Source organism: Saccharomonospora saliphila YIM 90502 (assembly GCF_000383795.1).
GTDB lineage: Bacteria > Actinomycetota > Actinomycetes > Mycobacteriales > Pseudonocardiaceae > Saccharomonospora > Saccharomonospora saliphila.
The window spans coordinates 11,463-28,063 of the sequence record NZ_KB912704.1; the positions used below are offsets into that span (position 1 = coordinate 11,463).

Below are 16,601 nucleotides of genomic sequence, written 5' to 3' on the forward strand. Positions count from 1 at the left end.
CCCACCGACCGCGCCGACGCCGTGTCGGACGCGGTACGCACGGCGTTCGCCGGGGCGGGCTTCGCCGAGCCGAGCGCGTTCGCCGCGTCACCGGAACAGGGAGCCCGCCGACTGCGCTGACGCTCGTCGCGCGGCCGGTGCCGTGCGAGGACCCTCCGCCGCGCTGTCCGGCGGCGGAGGATCCTCGCACGACGATCCCCTACTCGCGGGAGGCCAGCGCGGCGACCTCGTCGTCGGACAGCGCCCGGTCGAAGATCCGGACGTCGTCGACGTCGCCTCGCAGGTGGTCGACCTCCGCGCCACCGTACTGGGCGCGGCCGATCACCGTGGTCCCGTCGGACTCCCCGGCCGAGCACGCGTTGACCGTGTCGACCTTCTCACCGTCCACGAACAGCGACATGGTTCCCTCGGCCGCGTCCCGCACGCCCGTGAGGTGATACCAGCGGCCAGGTTCCGGCTCGGCGGGCGACAGCGCCCGCAGCCCGACGAAGCTCATCGCCCAGCGCCGGTCGACGCCCGAGTACTGGAGAAAGAAGGCACTGTTGTGCCCGGTGTCCTGGCTGACCACCGTCTGGAATGCGCCGGTGGTCTCGTCCAGCTTCACCCACGCCGAGACGGAGTAGCTGCCCGCGGTGTCCACCAGCGAAGCGCCCGTGTCGGCCTCCCCCGCGCCGGAGAAGGACACCGCACCGCCGTCCACGCCGTCGGTCCACTCGGTGCCGGTCAGCGCGGCGTCGGCCTCGCCGACCACATCCGCCGTGACCGAGCCCGATCCCTCCTCGAACGGGTAGGCGTGCACGCCGTCGAGTCCCGGTGTGCCCTGCCCGGGCGGGGCCCCGCCGCCACTGCCGTCCGCGCTGCGGATGATCTCCTCGTTGATCGCCCGGACGCGCGCGAAGTCCATCTTCTCGACCTGCCGGTCATAGGTGAGCAGGCCGTTGACCTCGTGTTCGACGTCGGTGATCTGGGTGTAGACCGCCCCGCTGAGCGCGCAGTCCCGCGCGGCGCGCAGCACGGCGCGCTGGTTGTCCACGTAGGCGGCGGTCAGCGACTCGGAGTCCGGCAGCATCTGGTAGGCGTGGCCCTCGCCGAACCACATGTGGCCGTCGACCTCCAGTCCGAACCCGCCGTGCTCACCGTCCATCGCCACGCGCCGCCCGTCCGGCGCCGGAGTGGCGGGGCCGACGTAAGCGTGCCAGTCGATCACGTCGCCCCGGCCGGAGTCACCGAGGGAGGCGCAGCAGTTGACGCCGCTGTGCGCGTTGACCAGGCGGGTGGGGTCCCGCTCTTTCAGCTCGTCGGCGATCCGGCCGGTGGCCTCGCGCGACCACTCACCCCAGCCCTCGTTGAACGGCACCCAGCCGATGACCGAGGTCCAGTTCTTCTTCTCCTCCACCAGTTCGTGCAGCTCGGCCTCGAACTGGCGCTGCGCGGGCTCGGGAGGACGGCCTCCCGTGCGCATCGACGGCATGTCCTGCCACACCAGCAGCCCGAGCCGGTCGGCGTGGTAGTACCAGCGGTCGGGTTCGGTCTTGATGTGCTTGCGCACGGTGTTGAACCCGAGGCGTTTGTGCTGTTCGAGGTCGAACCGCAGCGCCTCGTCGGTGGGCGCGGTGTAGAGCCCGTCCGGCCAGTAGCCCTGGTCCAGCGTCGACATCTGGAACAGGATCTCGCCGTTGAGGGTCATTCGCTTCCTGCCGTCGGCGCCCTCGGCGATGCCGATCTCGCGCATCCCGAAGTAGGACGACACCCGGTCCAGGGGCCGGTGCTGGCGCTTGAGCACCACGTCGAGGTCGTAGAGGAAGGGCGAGTCCGGCGACCACGGCTTGGCGCCGGGCACGGGCACGTCGATGGGGTCGCCGGGCGTTCCCTCGGTGCGGCTGACGACGCGGCGGCCGTCCCGGACCGTCGCCTCCACGGTCACGCCCTCGGTCGGCCCCGCGGTGTTCACCGTCAGCCCGAGGGTGGAGCGGTCCAGGTCGGGCACCGTGTCGAGGGTGGTGACGTGGGAGGTGGGCACGGGTTCCATCCACACGGTCTGCCAGATGCCGGAGGCACTTTCGTAGAAGATGCCGCGGTCGGGCACCCGGCGCTGCTTGCCGACCGGCTGCCACGTGGCGTCGGTGCGGTCGGTGACCGCCACGACGATCTCCTGCTCTCCCGTGCCGCGCAGCGCGTCGGTGATGTCGGCGGAGAACGCCCCGTAGCCGCCCCGGTGGCTGACGACCTCCTGTCCGTTGACGTAGACGGTCGCGTCGTAGTCCACCGCGCCGAAGTGCAGCCGCAGCCGGTTGTCCGCGCCGATGCGCCAGTGGCGCGGCACCTCCACCGTGCGGCGGTAGAACATGTGGTCGGTGTGCCGCTGGATGCCGGACAGGGCCGACTCCGTCGGGTAGGGCACGAGGATGCGCTCGGGCAGCGTGGTGCCGAACGGCACCTCCTCGTCGGCGGAGGCGCCCGCGAATTCCCAGACGCCGTTGAGGTTGCGCCATTCGGGCCGGGTGAGCTGGGGCCGGGGGTACTCCGGCAGCGCGTTGTCCGGTGAGACCTCGTCGGTCCACGGGGTGGCCAGGCGCGGCTCGCCCCGCTCCCAGCCCTGGTCCGTCCGGGCCACCTCCGCCGAGGCCGCGGCGGCGGGAGCACCCAGCCCGGCGAGCAGCAGCGTGGACAGGACCACGGCCGCCGTGCGCAGCCGCGGACCGGGTCTGACGTGTCGTCGGCGTCGGGCGGATCTCGGGGGCCGGTCGCCCTGCCGGTCTCCGTGTCGGTGGAGTCGTCGGTTTCCGTGTCGGTTCGGTGAGGCGAGTGACAGCACTGTCGAACACCTTTCGACGGAGCGGACCACGCCAGCGTGTGCTGGCGGCGTCGGTACCGGCGGCCGCGACGGCCCGCGACCATGACTCCGGCGTGAAGCATTGCACACACGTTGCGTCACTTTGTCAACACAGACGAGCAACACCGAGCACGTTCCAACAGCGGAGGACGGTCGCCGGGCCGCTGGGCGCGACCCGCACCGACGTTCGGAGGCCACCGGCGCGTCCGCGCGGGACGGGACACCGGGAACCGCGGCAGGTGGAGCACCCGGTCTGTTTGTTTCTGTCCAGTTGTGGTTGAATGCGGTCGCCATCGGTGCGACGGGGCAGCAAAGGAGTGCGGACACCCGTGAAGAAGACGAGCACGACCCTGGCGGACGGCCGTGAACTGCTCTACTTCACCGCCGACGACGGTGTCGTGGACGCACCCCCCGATCCGCGCGACCTGCCCACGGTCAGCACCGCCTCGCAGATGCGCAGGGACCCGCTGCTCGACGAGTGGGTCATGATGGCCTCCCACCGGCAGCACCGCACGTTCAAGCCCGCGGAGGCGGACTGCCCGCTGTGCCCGTCGGGGCCCGGACGGCACACCGAGATCCCCGCGACCGACTACACGGTGGCCATCTTCGAGAACCGGTTTCCGAGCCTGTCGACGGCGGCGGGCCACGACCAGGCGCCCGACCTCGGCCACCCGCTCGTGGACGTGCGCCCGGGCTACGGCCGGTGCGAGGTCGTGTGCTTCACCAGCGACCACCACGCCCGGTTCGCCGACCTGACACCGGAGCACGCCCGCCTCGTCGTGGACGCCTGGGCCGACCGCACGCGCGAGCTGTCCGCGCTGGACGGTGTCGAGCAGGTGTTCTGCTTCGAGAGCCGGGGCTCCGAGATCGGGGTGACCCTCCAGCACCCGCACGGCCAGATCTACGGCTACCCGTTCGTCACGCCCCGCACCCGCCGGGTGCTCGACGTCGCACGGGAGTACCGCGCCCGCACCGGTGGCGACCTGCACTCCGACGTCGTCGCCGCCGAACGCGCCTCCGGGGACCGCGTGCTGATCGAGACCGAGCACTGGGTGGCCTTCGTCCCCGCCGCGGCACGGTGGCCGGTCGAGGTGCACGTCTACCCGCTGCGACGCCTCCGGACCATTCCCGAGCTCACCGGAGCGGAACGCGACGACTTCGCCGCGCTCTACCTCGAACTGCTGCGCCGGTTCGACCGGCTCTACGACGCGCCACTGCCCTACATCTCGGCCTGGCACCAGGCTCCCGCGTCGGACGACGAGGACCTCAGCCACCTGCACCTCGAGCTGTTCTCGATCCGCCGCGCGGCCGACAAGCTGAAGTACCTCGCCGGCTCGGAGTCCGGCATGGACGCGTTCATCACCGACGTCCTCCCCGAGGACGTCGCCCGTCGTCTGCACGCGGTCCGCTCGCGGTGAGGAGGTCCACGGTGCGCACGTGAGTGAAATGAACGGCCCCCGCTTTCGCGCGGGGGCCCGCTGTGTCCCGGCCCCGGTCCGGGTTTCCTTCTTCCGACCACTGTTGATCTGGAGGTGGCCGTGCACGTCCTCGCTGAGGCGGACCTACGGCTCGACGCGAACGCGATCGACTACGTGTTGCTCGCCTTCTACTTCGCCCTGGTGCTGGGTATCGGGTACCTGTCCCGCAAGCAGGTGTCGTCAAGCCTGGACTTCTTTCTCTCCGGCCGGTCGCTGCCCGCGTGGGTGACCGGTCTGGCCTTCGTGGCCGCGAACCTCGGCGCGATCGAGGTCATGGGCATGTCGGCCAACGGCGCCCAGTACGGCATGCCCACCGCGCACTACTTCTGGATCGGCGCGGTCCCCGCGATGCTGTTCCTCGGCATCGTCATGATGCCGTTCTACTACGGCTCCAAGGTGCGCAGCGTGCCCGAGTTCATGCTGCGCCGGTTCGGTAAACCCGCGCACCTGGTCAACGGCATCAGCTTCGCGGCCGCGCAGATCCTCATCGCCGGAGCGAACCTGTTCCTGCTCGCCACCGTGGTCAACCTGCTGCTGGGCTGGCCGATCTGGGTGTCGGTGATCCTCGCCGCGGTGATCGTGCTGGCCTACACCGCCCTCGGTGGACTGTCGGCGGCCATCTACAACGAGGTGCTCCAGTTCTTCGTCATCGTGGCCGCGCTGCTGCCGCTGACCATCGTCGGTCTCTACAAGGTCGGTGGCTGGGAGGGCCTCGTCGAGCGCGTCTCGGCCGACCCCGGCGGCCCCGCGCAGGCCAGCACCTGGCCCGGCAACGAGCTGACCGGCTTCGGCAGCAACTTCCTCTCGGTGCTCGGCCTGGTGTTCGGGCTCGGCTTCGTGCTCTCCTTCGGCTACTGGACCACCAACTTCGTCGAGGTCCAGCGTGCGATGGCGTCCAAGAGCATGTCGGCGGCCCGGCGCACCCCGATCATCGGCGCGTTCCCGAAGATGCTCGTGCCATTCATCGTGATCATCCCGGGCATGATCGCCGGGGTCACGGTCACCGAGCTGATGGGCGAGAACAAGGCCGCCCTGCTGGAGACCGGGTCCGCGCCGAGCGGCGCCACGTTCAACGACGCGCTGCTGCTGCTCATGCGGGACCTGCTGCCGAACGGGATGCTCGGCATCGCCATCGCCGGCCTTCTCGCGTCGTTCATGGCGGGTATGGCCGCGAACCTCAGCTCGTTCAACACGGTGTTCACCTACGACATCTGGCAGTCCTACGTGGTCAAGGACCGCCCGGACTCCTACTACCTGGTCGCGGGCCGGGTCGTCACCGTGATCGCCACACTCCTGGCGATCGGCACGGCGTTCATCGCCTCCACCTACAGCAACCTGATGGACTATCTGCAGCAGCTGTTCTCGTTCTTCAACGCGCCGCTGTTCGCCACGTTCATCCTCGGTATGTTCTGGAAGCGGATGACGCCGACGGCGGGCTGGACCGGTCTGGTCAGCGGTACGCTCGCGGCGGTCGGCGTGTTCCTGCTCGCCGAGACCGGCGTGTGGGACCTGCCCGGACAGGGTGCCTCGTTCGTCGGTGCCGGTGCCGCCTTCGTGGTCGACATCGTGGTCAGCGTGGCGGTCACCTACGCCACGCGGCCCAAGCCTGCCACCCAGCTCGTCGGCCTGGTCTACTCGTTGACGCCGAAGGAGGACCTGCGGCACTCCACCCGCGGTGAGGACGCGGGCTGGTACCGCAGCCCGGGCATCCTCGCGGGCATCGTGCTGGCCGTCACCATCCTGTTCAACATCATCTTCTTCTAGGAGGTCCCGTCATGGCGGACGACACCGGTAAGCGCCAGGTCAAGGCCTTCGACGTACGGATGATCATCGCCCTGCTCCTGGGTGTCTACGGGATCGTGCTGACGGTCCTCGGCCTCGGTGTGACCAGTGAGGCCGAGATCGCCCAGTCGGCGGGCATCAACATCAACCTCTGGGCCGGGCTCGGCATGCTCATCGTCGCGGTCGCGTTCGTGGTCTGGGCACGCGTGCGGCCCGTGGTCCTGCCCACATCCGACGAGGAGACGACCGAAGCGGGCTGAGCGGTCGTTTCGGACCGCACCGACGGGGTGGGCACCGGCGCTCTCGGCGACCGGCGCCCACCCCGTTTCTTCGCACGGCCCGCGGCCGGAGGACGGCTCAGCAGGTGGCGAGCATGTCCTCGAGCGCGCCCGTCTCGGCGGCGGTGACGGTGAGGTCGTAGACGTACTTGACGTTGATCCAGGACCGCGCGTACATGCAGTGGTAGCCGGTGTTGCCGGGCTGCCACTCCTCCGGCTCGGCATCGCCCTTCGACAGGTTGCTCGACCCGGACACCGCGATGAGCTGCTGGGTGTCGAGGTCGTTGGCGAAGGTCTCCCTGCGGGTGCCGGTCCAGTCCCGCGCGCCGGTGCGCCACGCCTCCGCCAGCGGGACCACGTGGTCGATGTGCACCTGGGAGTCGTCGGAGACCCACTGCCCGTCGTACACGCTGTACCAGCGGCCGCCGGTGGGCTCGCACTCCTCGTCCACGGTCACGTCGACACCGTCGCGGCGCAGTACCACGTCCCGGGTGTCGCAGGTGCCGTCCCGGGCACCCCAGTGCGGGAACAGATCGCGGTCGTAGCCGTCCATCGACCCGTCCGGGGCCACGGTCAGCCGCGCGAGGTGATCCCGGGACACCGCCTCGCCGGGCGGTGCGGGTGGATAGGCCGACGCGGGCTGCACCAATGGACCCGCCACCAGTACCGCCGCACCGACACCGGCGAGCACGGACACACGGCGCATCGCGAGCCTCCTGACCTTCCCGACGGCACGGCCGCCTCCGAGCGTGCCCGGAGGCGGCCGTGCGGGAAAACCGACGGAGGTAGGAAACGGCGGTCAGACGTCGTAGTCGACCACGACGGTGTCCGACTCGGGCAGGGACTGACAGGTCAGCACGAACCCGTCGGCGATTTCGGACTCCTCGAGCGCGAAGTTGCGGCGCAGGTGCACCCTGCCGTCGGTGACCTTCGCCCGGCACGTGCCGCACACCCCGCCCTTGCAGGCGAACGGCAGGTCCGGCCGGACCCGTTGCGCGCCGTCGAGCACCGGGGTGTCCCGGGGAACCGCCACCGTCGTCGACCGGCCGTCCAGCACGATCGTCACGTCGCTGCCCGGCCCGTCGGGCACGCTGTCCTCGTGGCGCACCGGCGCGGGCGGGGCGTCGTCGACGAAGAACAGCTCACGGTGGACCCGCTCGGCGGGCACCTTCTCCTCGGCCAGCCGGTCGGTGACCCCGGTCACCATGTCGAACGGGCCGCACAACCACCAGTGGTCCACCCGGCCGAACTCGCCGAGCACCGGGCGCAGGGCCTCCAGCTTCGCCGCGTCGAGCCGGCCGGTGAACACCTCGGCCTCCCTCGGTTCGCGGGAGAGCACGTGCACCAGTTCCAGCCGGGTCGGGTACCGGTCCTTGAGGTCGGCCAGCTCGTCGGCGAACATCACCGTGTCGGCGCGCCGGTTGCCGTAGAGCAGCGTCACCGTCGCCTCCGGTTGCCGCAGCACCGTCGCCGCGATGGAGAGCACGGGGGTGATCCCCGACCCCGCCGCCACGAGGACGTGGTGCCCGGGCACGCCCGGATCGGGACTGAAGGTGCCGGTGGGCGTGCCGACCTCGATCTCGTCTCCCGGCCGGACGTCGCGCACCAGCCACCGGGAGAACAGCCCGTCGGGCACCTCGCGGACTCCGATGCGCGGCGGTGCGCCCTCGGGCGCGCAGACGGAGTACGACCGCCGCTCGTCCCGGCCGTCCACCACGCGGCGCAGGGTCAGCGACTGGCCCGCACGGAAGGCGTACCGGTCGGCCAGTTCGGGCGGAACGTCGAACGTGACCGCCACCGCGTCATCGCACAGGGCGGTGACGTCGGCGACGGTGAGGGTGTGGAACTCGCCCCGCAGCCGGGATGTCGTGCCAGTGGCCACCTCAGATCTCCTTGACGTGCTCGAACGGTTCCCGGCAGACGGCGCAGCGGAAGAGCGCCCGGCAGGCGGTGGCGCCGAACTCCGAGACGCGCTCGGTGTCGGCGGCACCGCACAGCGGGCAGCGCACATTCCGCCGCGGCGGCTCCAGCGTCAGTGGCACCGGACCGCTGTGCCGGGGGGCCGCCCCCGGTGGGGAGATGCCCGCCTCGGCGAGCCTGCGGCGGCCCCGCTCGGTGATCCAGTCACTGGACCACGCGGGACGCAGCACCGTGCGCACCTCGACGTCGGCGTAGCCTGCGTCGGACAGCGCGTGCACGAGGTCGTCGCGGATGGTGTCCAGGGCCGGGCAGCCGCTGTAGGTCGGGGTGATCGACACGACCACCCGGTCGCCGGACTCGGTGACCTCGCGCAGGACGCCGAGATCGGCCAGGGTGAGCATGGGCAGTTCCGGGTCGGTCACGGCCTCGGCCACGGCCCGGGCCGTCGTCGCGGTGGTCACCAGGTCGCCTCCGGATACGTCCGCGCGATGCTCTGCAGCTCGGCGAGCAGGTAGCCCAGGTGTTCGGTGTGCAGCCCGTCGCGGCCGGCACGGCCGGACACGCCCGCTCGCGGCGCGGCGCCGGGCCGGGCCAGTGTCGCCGCCGTGAACACCTGGTTCAGCACGTCGTCGGCCTCGGCGCGGACCTCGGCCGGGTCCACGGCGACACCGTCGGCGGACAACCGCGACTCCACCGGGTGCGGGATGAACAGCTCGTCCACGTACGGCCACACCGTCTCCAGCGCGCCCGTCATGCGCTCGTGGGAGAGAGCGGTGCCGTCGCCCAGGCGCACCGCCCACCGCGCGGCGTAGTCGCGGTGGTAGGTCAGCTCCTTGACCCCCTTCTCCGCCACGGCCGAAAGCACCGGGTCGGCCGAGTCCCTCAGCCGCTGGAACACCGCCAGCCGCCAGGTCGAGCACACCAGCAGGACCGCGACGAGCTCGGCGAAGTCGGCGTGCGGCAGTTCGGTCAGGCGCGCGTTGCGGAACGCGGGCTCGGGCCGGTGGTAGGCGAGGTCGTCCTCGCCGCGCCCGCTGCCGTCGGCCCGGCCCGCCCGCGCCAGCAGCAACCGGGCCTGCCCCAGCAGGTCGAGCCCGATGTTGGCCAGCGCGACCTCGTCCTCCAGCTCCGGGGCGCGAGTGCACCATTGCTGGAGCCGGTGGGAGAGCACGAGCGCGTCGTCGCCCAGCATCAGGCAGTACGCGGCCAGGTCCGCGCCGTCCACCCCCGGCGGCACGGTCGTGTCCACACCGGACAGCGGGTCGGCGAATCCGGTACCGAAGGCCCACCGGGCGTCGTTGTTCTCGGTGATCGCCTCATAGGCGTTGTCGAAGGACACTCGGGACCACCCCCTCACATGTGCGGGACGTCGTCGGGGATGTCGTAGAAGGTCGGGTGCCGGTACACCTTGTCCCCGCTGGGCGCGAAGAACGGGTCCTTCTCGTCGGGGCTGGACGCGGTGATCTCGGCCGCTCGCACGACCCAGATGCTGACGCCCTCGTTGCGGCGGGTGTAGAGATCGCGGGCGTGCCGCACGGCCATCTCGTCGTCGGCGGCGTGCAACGACCCCACGTGTACGTGGTTGAGCCCGCGCTTGCCCCGCACGAACACCTCGTACAACGGCCACTCACTCATGCCTGCTCCCGCCTTTCGTCCCGCGCGTGCGCCGCGGTGTCCCCGGCCGCGTGCGCGGCGGTGTGCTTGGCCGCGTGCGCGGCGGCGGCCTCGCGGACCCAGGCGCCGTCGGTGTGCGCGGCACGGCGATGGGCGATCCGCTGCGCGTTGCACGGCCCCTGGCCTGCGAGCACACGCTTGAACTCGGCCCAGTCGATCTCACCGAAGTCGTAGTGCCCGCGCTCGGCGTTGAACGCCAGCTCCGGATCGGGCAGCGTGACGCCGAGCGCCTCGGCCTGGGGCACGGTCATGTCGACGAACCGCTGCCGCAGCTCGTCGTTGGTGTGTCGCTTGATCTTCCACGCCATCGACCGCTCGGTGTTGGGCGAGTCGCCGTCGGGCGGGCCGAACATCATCAGCGACGGCCACCACCAGCGGTTCACCGACTCCTGCACCATCTCCCGCTGAGCGGCGGTGCCGCGCATCATCGTCATCAGCAGCTCGTATCCCTGCCGCTGGTGGAACGATTCCTCCTTGCAGATGCGGATCATCGCGCGGGCGTAGGGGCCGTAACTGCTGCGGCACAGCGGCACCTGGTTGCAGATCGCGGCGCCGTCCACCAGCCAGCCGATCACCCCGACGTCGGCGAAACTCACCGTCGGGTAGTTGAAGATCGAGGAGTACTTCTGCCGCCCGGTGACAAGCTTGTCGGTCAGCTCGTCGCGGTCGGCGCCCAGGGTCTCGGCCGCCGAGTACAGGTACAACCCGTGCCCGGCCTCGTCCTGCACCTTCGCCAGCAGGATCGCCTTGCGCCGCAGCGACGGCGCACGGGTGATCCAGTTGCCCTCCGGCTGCATTCCGATGATCTCGGAATGGGCGTGCTGGGCGATCTGGCGGACCAGCGTCTTGCGGTACTCCCCGGGCATCCAGTCCCGGGGTTCGACGCGCTCCTCGCGCGCGATGGTGCGCTCGAAGTGTCGTTCCAGCTCGTTGCCGGACAGTTCGTTCCCGGAGACGGTGGCGGTCATGACTGCTCCTCGCTCATGCCGGACGACGGCGCCTCCTTCGCGACCAGCGTGAGGACGTCGTACTTGGCCACGGAATCGCCGTCGGCGTTGGTGACGTCGGCGTCCCAGCGCACCTCGCCGTAGTCGGCGCTCTCGCGCGGGGTGATCCGTTTGCACGTCAGGGTCACGGTCAGCTCGTCGCCCGGCTTGACCGGTGTGCGGAAGCGCAGGTTCTCGAGGCCGTAGTTGGCCAGCACCGGCCCGGGTTCGGGTGAGACGAACAGCCCCGCCGCCAGCGACACCACCAGGTAGCCGTGCGCCACGATCCCGCCGAACAGCGGGTTCTCCCGCGCGGCGGCCTCGTCGGTGTGCGCGTAGAAGGTGTCGCCGGTGAACTCGGCGAAGTGGGCGACGTCGTCGGCGGTGACGCGGCGCGGGCCCGCGACCACGCTGTCCCCGACGCGCAGCTCGGACAGCGCCTTGCGGAAGGGGTGCGTGCCCTCGGCGCGCGGCGCGCCGGGAACCCACTCGCCACCGACGGCGGTGAGCACCGAGGGACTGCCCTGCACGGCGGTGCGCTGCATGTGGTGCAGCACGCCGCGCAGGCCGCCCATCTCCTCACCGCCGCCCGCGCGCCCGGGTCCTCCGTGGACGAGCTGCGGCATCGGCGAGCCGTGCCCGGTGGACTCCCCGGCGTCGTCGGCGTCGAGCACGAGCATCCTGCCGTGCCACGGTGCGGCACCGAGCACGACCTCGCGGGCGAACGCGGGGTCGCCGGTCACCACGGACCCGGCGAGGCTGCCCTGCCCGCGCGCGGCGAGCGCGACGACCTCGCCGGTGGAGGTGTAGGGCAGCAGGGTGGCCACCGGCCCGAACGCCTCGACCTCGTGCGGCTCGGCGCGCTCCGGGTCGTCGCAGCGCAGCAGGACCGGCGACAGGAACGCACCTCGTTCGGGGTCGGCGTCGACGACCTCGACGTGGTCCGGGTCTCCGGAAACGACGGTGGCGACGCCGGTCAGCGCCTTCAGCGAGCGGCGCACCTCCTCCCGCTGCTCCAGGCTCGCCAACGCCCCCATGCGCACGCCCTCGGCGGTGGGACGGCCAACGGTGATCGTCGCGAGCCGGTCCCGCGCGGCGGCGGCCACGTCGTCCATGCGCTCGGCGGGCACGAACGCACGCCGGATCGCGGTGCACTTCTGCCCCGCCTTCACGGTCATCTCGGTGACGAGCTGTGTGACGAACAGGTCGAACTCGGCGGTGCCCGGTGTCGCGTCCGGACCCAGGATCGAGCAGTTCAGCGAGTCCGCCTCGGCGTTGAACCGCACCGCGTGGCGCACGATCGCCGGGTGCGTGCGCAGCTTGCGCGCCGTGTCGGCCGACCCGGTGAAGGAGACGACGTCCTGGCCGGTGACGTGGTCGAGCAGATCGCCCGCGTCGCCGCAGAGCAGTTGCAGCGCACCCTCGGGCAGCAACCCGGAGGAGACGATCAGCTCGACCAGCTTCTCGGTCAGGTAGGCGGTCTGGCCCGCGGGCTTGATCAGGCTCGGCATCCCGGCCAGGAAGGCGGGCGCGAGCTTCTCGAGGGGGCCCCACACGGGGAAGTTGAACGCGTTGATCTGCACGGCCACACCCCGCAGCGGGGTGGCCAGGTGCCTGCCGAGGAAGGTGCCGCCCTTGCTCAGCGGTTCGACCTCGCCGTCGAGCAGGACGGTGTCGTTCGGCAGCTCCCGCTTGCCCTTGCTCGCGTAGGCGAACAGCACACCGATGCCGCCGTCGACGTCGAACTTCGCGTCGCCCGGCGTGGCGCCCGTCCGCGCCGAGAGCGCGTACAGCTCCTCGCGATGTTCCCGCAGGTGCGAGGCCAGCGCCTTGAGCAGGGCGGCCCGCTGGTGGAAGGTCAGCTCCCGTAGCGCCGGGCCGCCCACGCGGCGCCCGTACTCGAGGGCGGCGGCCCTGTCGATGCCCGTCGTCGACAGCCGCGCGATCTCCTCGCCGGTCGCCGCGTCACGCAACGGCGTGCCCTCGTCGGCGGGGGTGTGCCAGCCGCCGGAGACGTAGCTGCGCAACAGCGGTGTCGCGTGCTCACCCATCGGACCCTCCTGATTTACCTACCGAACGTTCAGAAAGTCATCGTAGCGTGCCGGCGCGCCCGAGGGAAGCCGCGACCACGCCGCCGCCGGGGTCAGCGCCCGCCTCGACGGACTCGCGTCCGGTTCGCGACCGGGTCGAGACCGGACCCCTCCCGAACTCAGGTCCATTCGTGAAAGCCCCGGCCGGTCTTGCGGCCCAGCTCTCCCGCCGCCACCTTGTCCCGCAGCAGCGCAGGCGGCGCGAACCGCTCGCCCAGCGTGGAGTGCAGGTACTCGGCGATGGCCAGCCGCACGTCGAGCCCGACCAGATCCGTGGAACGCAGCGGCCCCATCGGGTGCCGGTACCCGAGCTCCATGGCGTTGTCGATCGCCTCGGCGTCGGCCACGCCCTCCTCGAGCATGCGGATGGCCTCCAGCCCCAGAAGCACGCCGAGGCGGCTCGTGGCGAACCCGGGCGAGTCCCGTACCACGACGTCGGTCTTGCCCAGTGCCCGCACCCAGCCGACGGCACGTCGCCGGGTCAGTTCGGCGGTGCCCGGCGCGGTGACCACCTCCACCAGCCGCGAGGCCGGAACGGGATTGAAGAAGTGCATCCCGAGAAACCGCCCCGGCTCCCGCAACACCGCGCCCAGCTCGGCGATCGAGAGGGAACTGGTGTTACTGGCCAGGACCGTGTCCGGCGCGACGGCCTCCTCGGCACGGGCGAGCACATCGGCCTTGAGGTCGGCGCGCTCGGGTACCGCCTCGACCACCAGCTCCACCCCGGACGGCAGAGCGCGGGGGTCGGTGCGTACCGTCACCCGCTCCAGAACGGCCGCAGGGGCCTCGGTCAGTTTCCCGCGCTCGACGGCGGTGTCCAGGTTGGCCGCGATCCGGGTGCGGGCCGCCTCGGCCGCCGCCGCGTCACTCTCCACGACCGACACCGCCGCTCCCCCGACGGCGAAGACCTGAGCGATGCCCGCGCCCATCCTGCCACCGCCGATCACCCCGACCGTGCCGGGCACCCGGTTGTCACTCACATGTTCCTCCTGTCGGCCTTCGGGGCCGTGTCCGTGCCGGGCACGCCCTTGACAGCGGCCCACCCGCTCGTTTTGATGTCATTATTAACCGTCCATTCGGTCAGTAAGCAAGGCGGTGGCTCCTGGTGTCACGCTCCGTGTCCGAAATCGCGGAACCGGCCCGTGCGATGCTCGAGGCGGACACCGCCTCGGCCGACCTGGGCATCGAGGTCCTCAGAGCACGGAACGGACAGGCCGTCGCCCGGATGCGCGTGACCGGCCGGATGGTCAACGGGCACGCCATCGCACACGGCGGATATCTGTTCACCCTGGCCGACACCGCGTTCGCGTGCGCGTGCAACAGCCACGGACCGGTGACCGTGGCCGCCGGGGCCGAGATCTCGTTCGTCGCCAGCGCCCTGCTCGACGACGAGCTGACCGCCGTTGCCGAGGAACGCACCACCTTCGGCCGCAACGGCATCTACGACGTCACCGTCTACCGCGACACCCCCCGGGGGCGCGATGTGGTGGCCGAGTTCCGCGGCCGCAGCCGCACGATCGCCGAGAGCACCGACTCCAGGAGTACCGCATGACCACCACGCACAGCGACGTGCCTGACATCGGGCGGACCGGTCCCGCACCGGCCACGGACGCCGTTCCGGAAGCCGAACGGCTCAGCGAAGCCGAACGGATCAGCCTCGACGAACTGCGGGCGCGGCAACTGGACCGTCTGCGGTGGACACTCCGGCACGCGTACGAGAACGTGCCGGTCTACCGGCGCAAGTTCGACGAGGCCGGGGTGCACCCCGACGACTGCCGCGACCTCGCCGATCTGGCGAAGTTCCCGTACACCACCAAGCACGACCTGCGCGAGGCCTACCCGTTCGGCATGTTCGCCGTGCCGCGCGAGCGGGTGCGCCGCCTGCACGCCTCCAGCGGCACCACCGGAACCCCGACCGTCGTCGGCTACACCTCCGACGACCTCGACACCTGGGCCACCGTCATGGCGCGCTCGATCGCCGCGGCGGGCGGACGTCCGGGGCACACGGTCCACATCGCCTACGGCTACGGCCTGTTCACCGGCGGGCTCGGCGCGCACTACGGCGCGGAGAAGCTCGGCTGCACGGTCGTACCCGCCTCGGGCGGCATGACCGCGCGGCAGGTGCGGCTGATCACCGACTTCCGTCCCGAGGTCATCATGGTCACGCCCTCCTACATGCTCACGCTGCTCGACGAGTTCGAACGCCAGGGCATCGACCCGCGCACGACCTCACTGCGCGTGGGCATCTTCGGCGCCGAGCCCTGGACCGAGCGGATGCGCCGGGAACTGGAGGAGCGCGCGGGCCTCGACGCCGTGGACATCTACGGCCTGTCCGAGGTCATGGGCCCCGGGGTCGCCCAGGAGTGCGCCGAGACCAAGGACGGCCTGCACATCTGGGAGGACCACTTCTACCCCGAGGTGATCGACCCGGTCGACGGGAACGTCCTGCCCGACGGTGACACCGGCGAACTGCTGTTCACCTCGCTGACCAAGCAGGCGCTGCCGGTCATCCGCTACCGCACCCGCGACCTGACCGCCCTGCGCCCGGGCACCGCGCGCCCGGCGTTCCGCCGCATGGACAAGGTCACCGGCCGCAGCGACGACATGATCATCCTGCGGGGCGTGAACGTCTTCCCGACCCAGATCGAGGAGATCGTGCTGGGCGTCGACGGTCTGGCGCCGCACTTTCAGCTCCGGCTGAGCAGGACCGGCAGGCTGGACGAGCTGACGGTCGTGGTGGAGGCCGACGCCGAGACCCCCGCCGAGCGCCGCACCGGCGCGGCGGCCGAGATCGTCGCGAAGGTGAAGGACGGCGTCGGCGTCAGCGTCGGCGCCGAGGTGGTCGATCCGGACACCCTGGAACGCTCGGTGGGCAAGTTGCGCCGCGTCGTCGACCACCGGCCCTCCACCTGAACCGGCCTGGGATACTTGCGGCCATGACCGACACCCCCTCCTCCCGGCCCGCCCGGCGCGGCAGGCCGGGCTACGACCTGGAGTCGCTGCTCACGGTGGCGGTCAGGCTGTTCAACGAGCGCGGCTACGAGGGCACCAGCATGGAGGACCTCTCCCGCGAGCTGGGCATCACCAAGTCGGCCATCTACCACCACGTTCCCAGCAAGTCCGAGCTGCTGCGCCTGGCGGTCAACCGCGGCCTCGACGGCCTGTTCGCCGAGGTGGACCGGCTCGACGCGGTCGAGGGCCGGGCCGTGGACAAGCTCGAACACCTCGTGCGCGCCAGCGTGGGCGTGCTCATCGAGCAGTTGCCGTTCGTGACGCTGCTGCTGCGGGTGCGGGGCAACACCGAGGTCGAGCGGGACGCGCTGGCACGCAGGCGCGAGTTCGACCAGATCGTCACCGACCTGGTGAGCAAGGCCGCCGCCGACGGCGACCTGCGTCCGGACGTCGACCCCGCCACGTCGGCCCGCCTGCTGTTCGGCATGGTGAACTCGCTTGTCGAGTGGTACCGGCCCCGGGGCGGCGTCCGCGCGGACACCGTCGCCGACGCGGTCGCCACCGTCGCCTTCGACGGCCTGCGGGTACGCCGCGGCGCCTGAGCCCGC

At 71.2% G+C, this 16,601-nt stretch carries 15 protein-coding genes; 6 read left to right on the forward strand and 9 right to left on the reverse strand.

Annotation, left to right across the window (positions count from 1 at the left end; all coding sequences use genetic code 11):
• Positions 1–199: 199 nt before the first annotated feature.
• Entirely contained in the window at positions 200–2,677 is a 2,478-nt protein-coding gene (locus tag SACSA_RS0116250) for a LamG-like jellyroll fold domain-containing protein (RefSeq protein ID WP_019818752.1), read from the reverse strand.
• Positions 2,678–3,162: 485 nt separating this feature from the next.
• On the opposite strand from SACSA_RS0116250, the gene galT reads away from it, so the two are divergent.
• The 3 genes from galT (at position 3,163) to SACSA_RS0116265 (ending at position 6,353) form a co-directional block, all read left to right on the forward strand.
• Positions 3,163–4,251, forward strand: coding sequence for a galactose-1-phosphate uridylyltransferase (galT, locus tag SACSA_RS0116255; RefSeq protein WP_019818754.1), 1,089 nt, complete (start codon positions 3,163–3,165; stop codon positions 4,249–4,251).
• 120 nt (positions 4,252–4,371) lie between these two features.
• A complete protein-coding gene (locus SACSA_RS0116260) occupies positions 4,372–6,075 on the forward strand; it encodes a sodium:solute symporter family protein (protein ID WP_019818755.1) in 1,704 nt (567 codons plus the stop codon).
• Between the two features lie 11 nt (positions 6,076–6,086).
• On the forward strand, positions 6,087–6,353 hold the full coding sequence (locus SACSA_RS0116265; RefSeq protein WP_019818756.1) for a hypothetical protein: 267 nt from the start codon (positions 6,087–6,089) through the stop codon (positions 6,351–6,353).
• A gap of 97 nt (positions 6,354–6,450) precedes the next feature.
• On the opposite strand, the gene SACSA_RS0116270 is transcribed toward SACSA_RS0116265, so the two are convergent.
• The 8 genes from SACSA_RS0116270 to SACSA_RS0116305 form a co-directional block, all read right to left on the reverse strand.
• Positions 6,451–7,077, reverse strand: a complete 627-nt coding sequence (locus tag SACSA_RS0116270) for an HNH endonuclease family protein (RefSeq protein WP_019818758.1) — start codon at positions 7,075–7,077, stop codon at positions 6,451–6,453.
• A gap of 93 nt (positions 7,078–7,170) precedes the next feature.
• Positions 7,171–8,253 (reverse strand): 1,2-phenylacetyl-CoA epoxidase subunit PaaE, encoded by a 1,083-nt coding sequence (gene paaE, locus SACSA_RS0116275; RefSeq protein ID WP_019818760.1) that lies wholly within the window; start codon positions 8,251–8,253, stop codon positions 7,171–7,173.
• Position 8,254: 1 nt separating this feature from the next.
• Entirely contained in the window at positions 8,255–8,755 is a 501-nt protein-coding gene (gene paaD / locus SACSA_RS0116280; RefSeq protein WP_028661944.1) for a 1,2-phenylacetyl-CoA epoxidase subunit PaaD, read from the reverse strand.
• Positions 8,749–9,630 carry a 1,2-phenylacetyl-CoA epoxidase subunit PaaC gene (paaC, locus tag SACSA_RS0116285; protein WP_019818764.1) on the reverse strand — a complete coding sequence of 294 codons (882 nt, stop codon included), beginning with the start codon at positions 9,628–9,630 and terminating at the stop codon, positions 8,749–8,751. The genes paaD and paaC overlap by 7 nt, the downstream gene beginning before the upstream one ends.
• A 14-nt stretch (positions 9,631–9,644) precedes the next feature.
• Positions 9,645–9,926, reverse strand: a complete 282-nt coding sequence (paaB, locus tag SACSA_RS0116290; protein ID WP_019818766.1) for a 1,2-phenylacetyl-CoA epoxidase subunit PaaB — start codon at positions 9,924–9,926, stop codon at positions 9,645–9,647.
• Positions 9,923–10,933, reverse strand: coding sequence for a 1,2-phenylacetyl-CoA epoxidase subunit PaaA (gene paaA / locus SACSA_RS0116295; RefSeq protein ID WP_019818768.1), 1,011 nt, complete (start codon positions 10,931–10,933; stop codon positions 9,923–9,925). Before paaA ends, paaB begins: the two co-directional genes overlap by 4 nt.
• A complete protein-coding gene (paaZ, locus tag SACSA_RS0116300) occupies positions 10,930–13,002 on the reverse strand; it encodes a phenylacetic acid degradation bifunctional protein PaaZ (protein WP_019818769.1) in 2,073 nt (690 codons plus the stop codon). The genes paaA and paaZ overlap by 4 nt, the downstream gene beginning before the upstream one ends.
• Positions 13,003–13,160: 158 nt before the next feature.
• On the reverse strand, positions 13,161–14,021 hold the full coding sequence (locus SACSA_RS0116305; RefSeq protein WP_019818770.1) for a 3-hydroxyacyl-CoA dehydrogenase family protein: 861 nt from the start codon (positions 14,019–14,021) through the stop codon (positions 13,161–13,163).
• A 167-nt stretch (positions 14,022–14,188) separates the two neighbouring features.
• On the opposite strand from SACSA_RS0116305, the gene paaI reads away from it, so the two are divergent.
• The 3 genes from paaI to SACSA_RS0116320 are packed head-to-tail and all read left to right on the forward strand — an operon-like array spanning position 14,189 to position 16,595.
• Entirely contained in the window at positions 14,189–14,593 is a 405-nt protein-coding gene (paaI, locus tag SACSA_RS0116310; protein ID WP_048876901.1) for a hydroxyphenylacetyl-CoA thioesterase PaaI, read from the forward strand.
• Complete coding sequence (paaK, locus tag SACSA_RS0116315) at positions 14,590–15,954, forward strand: phenylacetate--CoA ligase PaaK (RefSeq protein WP_019818772.1); 1,365 nt, start codon at positions 14,590–14,592, stop codon at positions 15,952–15,954. The genes paaI and paaK overlap by 4 nt, the downstream gene beginning before the upstream one ends.
• Before the next feature lie 23 nt (positions 15,955–15,977).
• Positions 15,978–16,595 (forward strand): TetR/AcrR family transcriptional regulator, encoded by a 618-nt coding sequence (locus SACSA_RS0116320; protein ID WP_019818774.1) that lies wholly within the window; start codon positions 15,978–15,980, stop codon positions 16,593–16,595.
• Positions 16,596–16,601 lie beyond the last annotated feature (6 nt).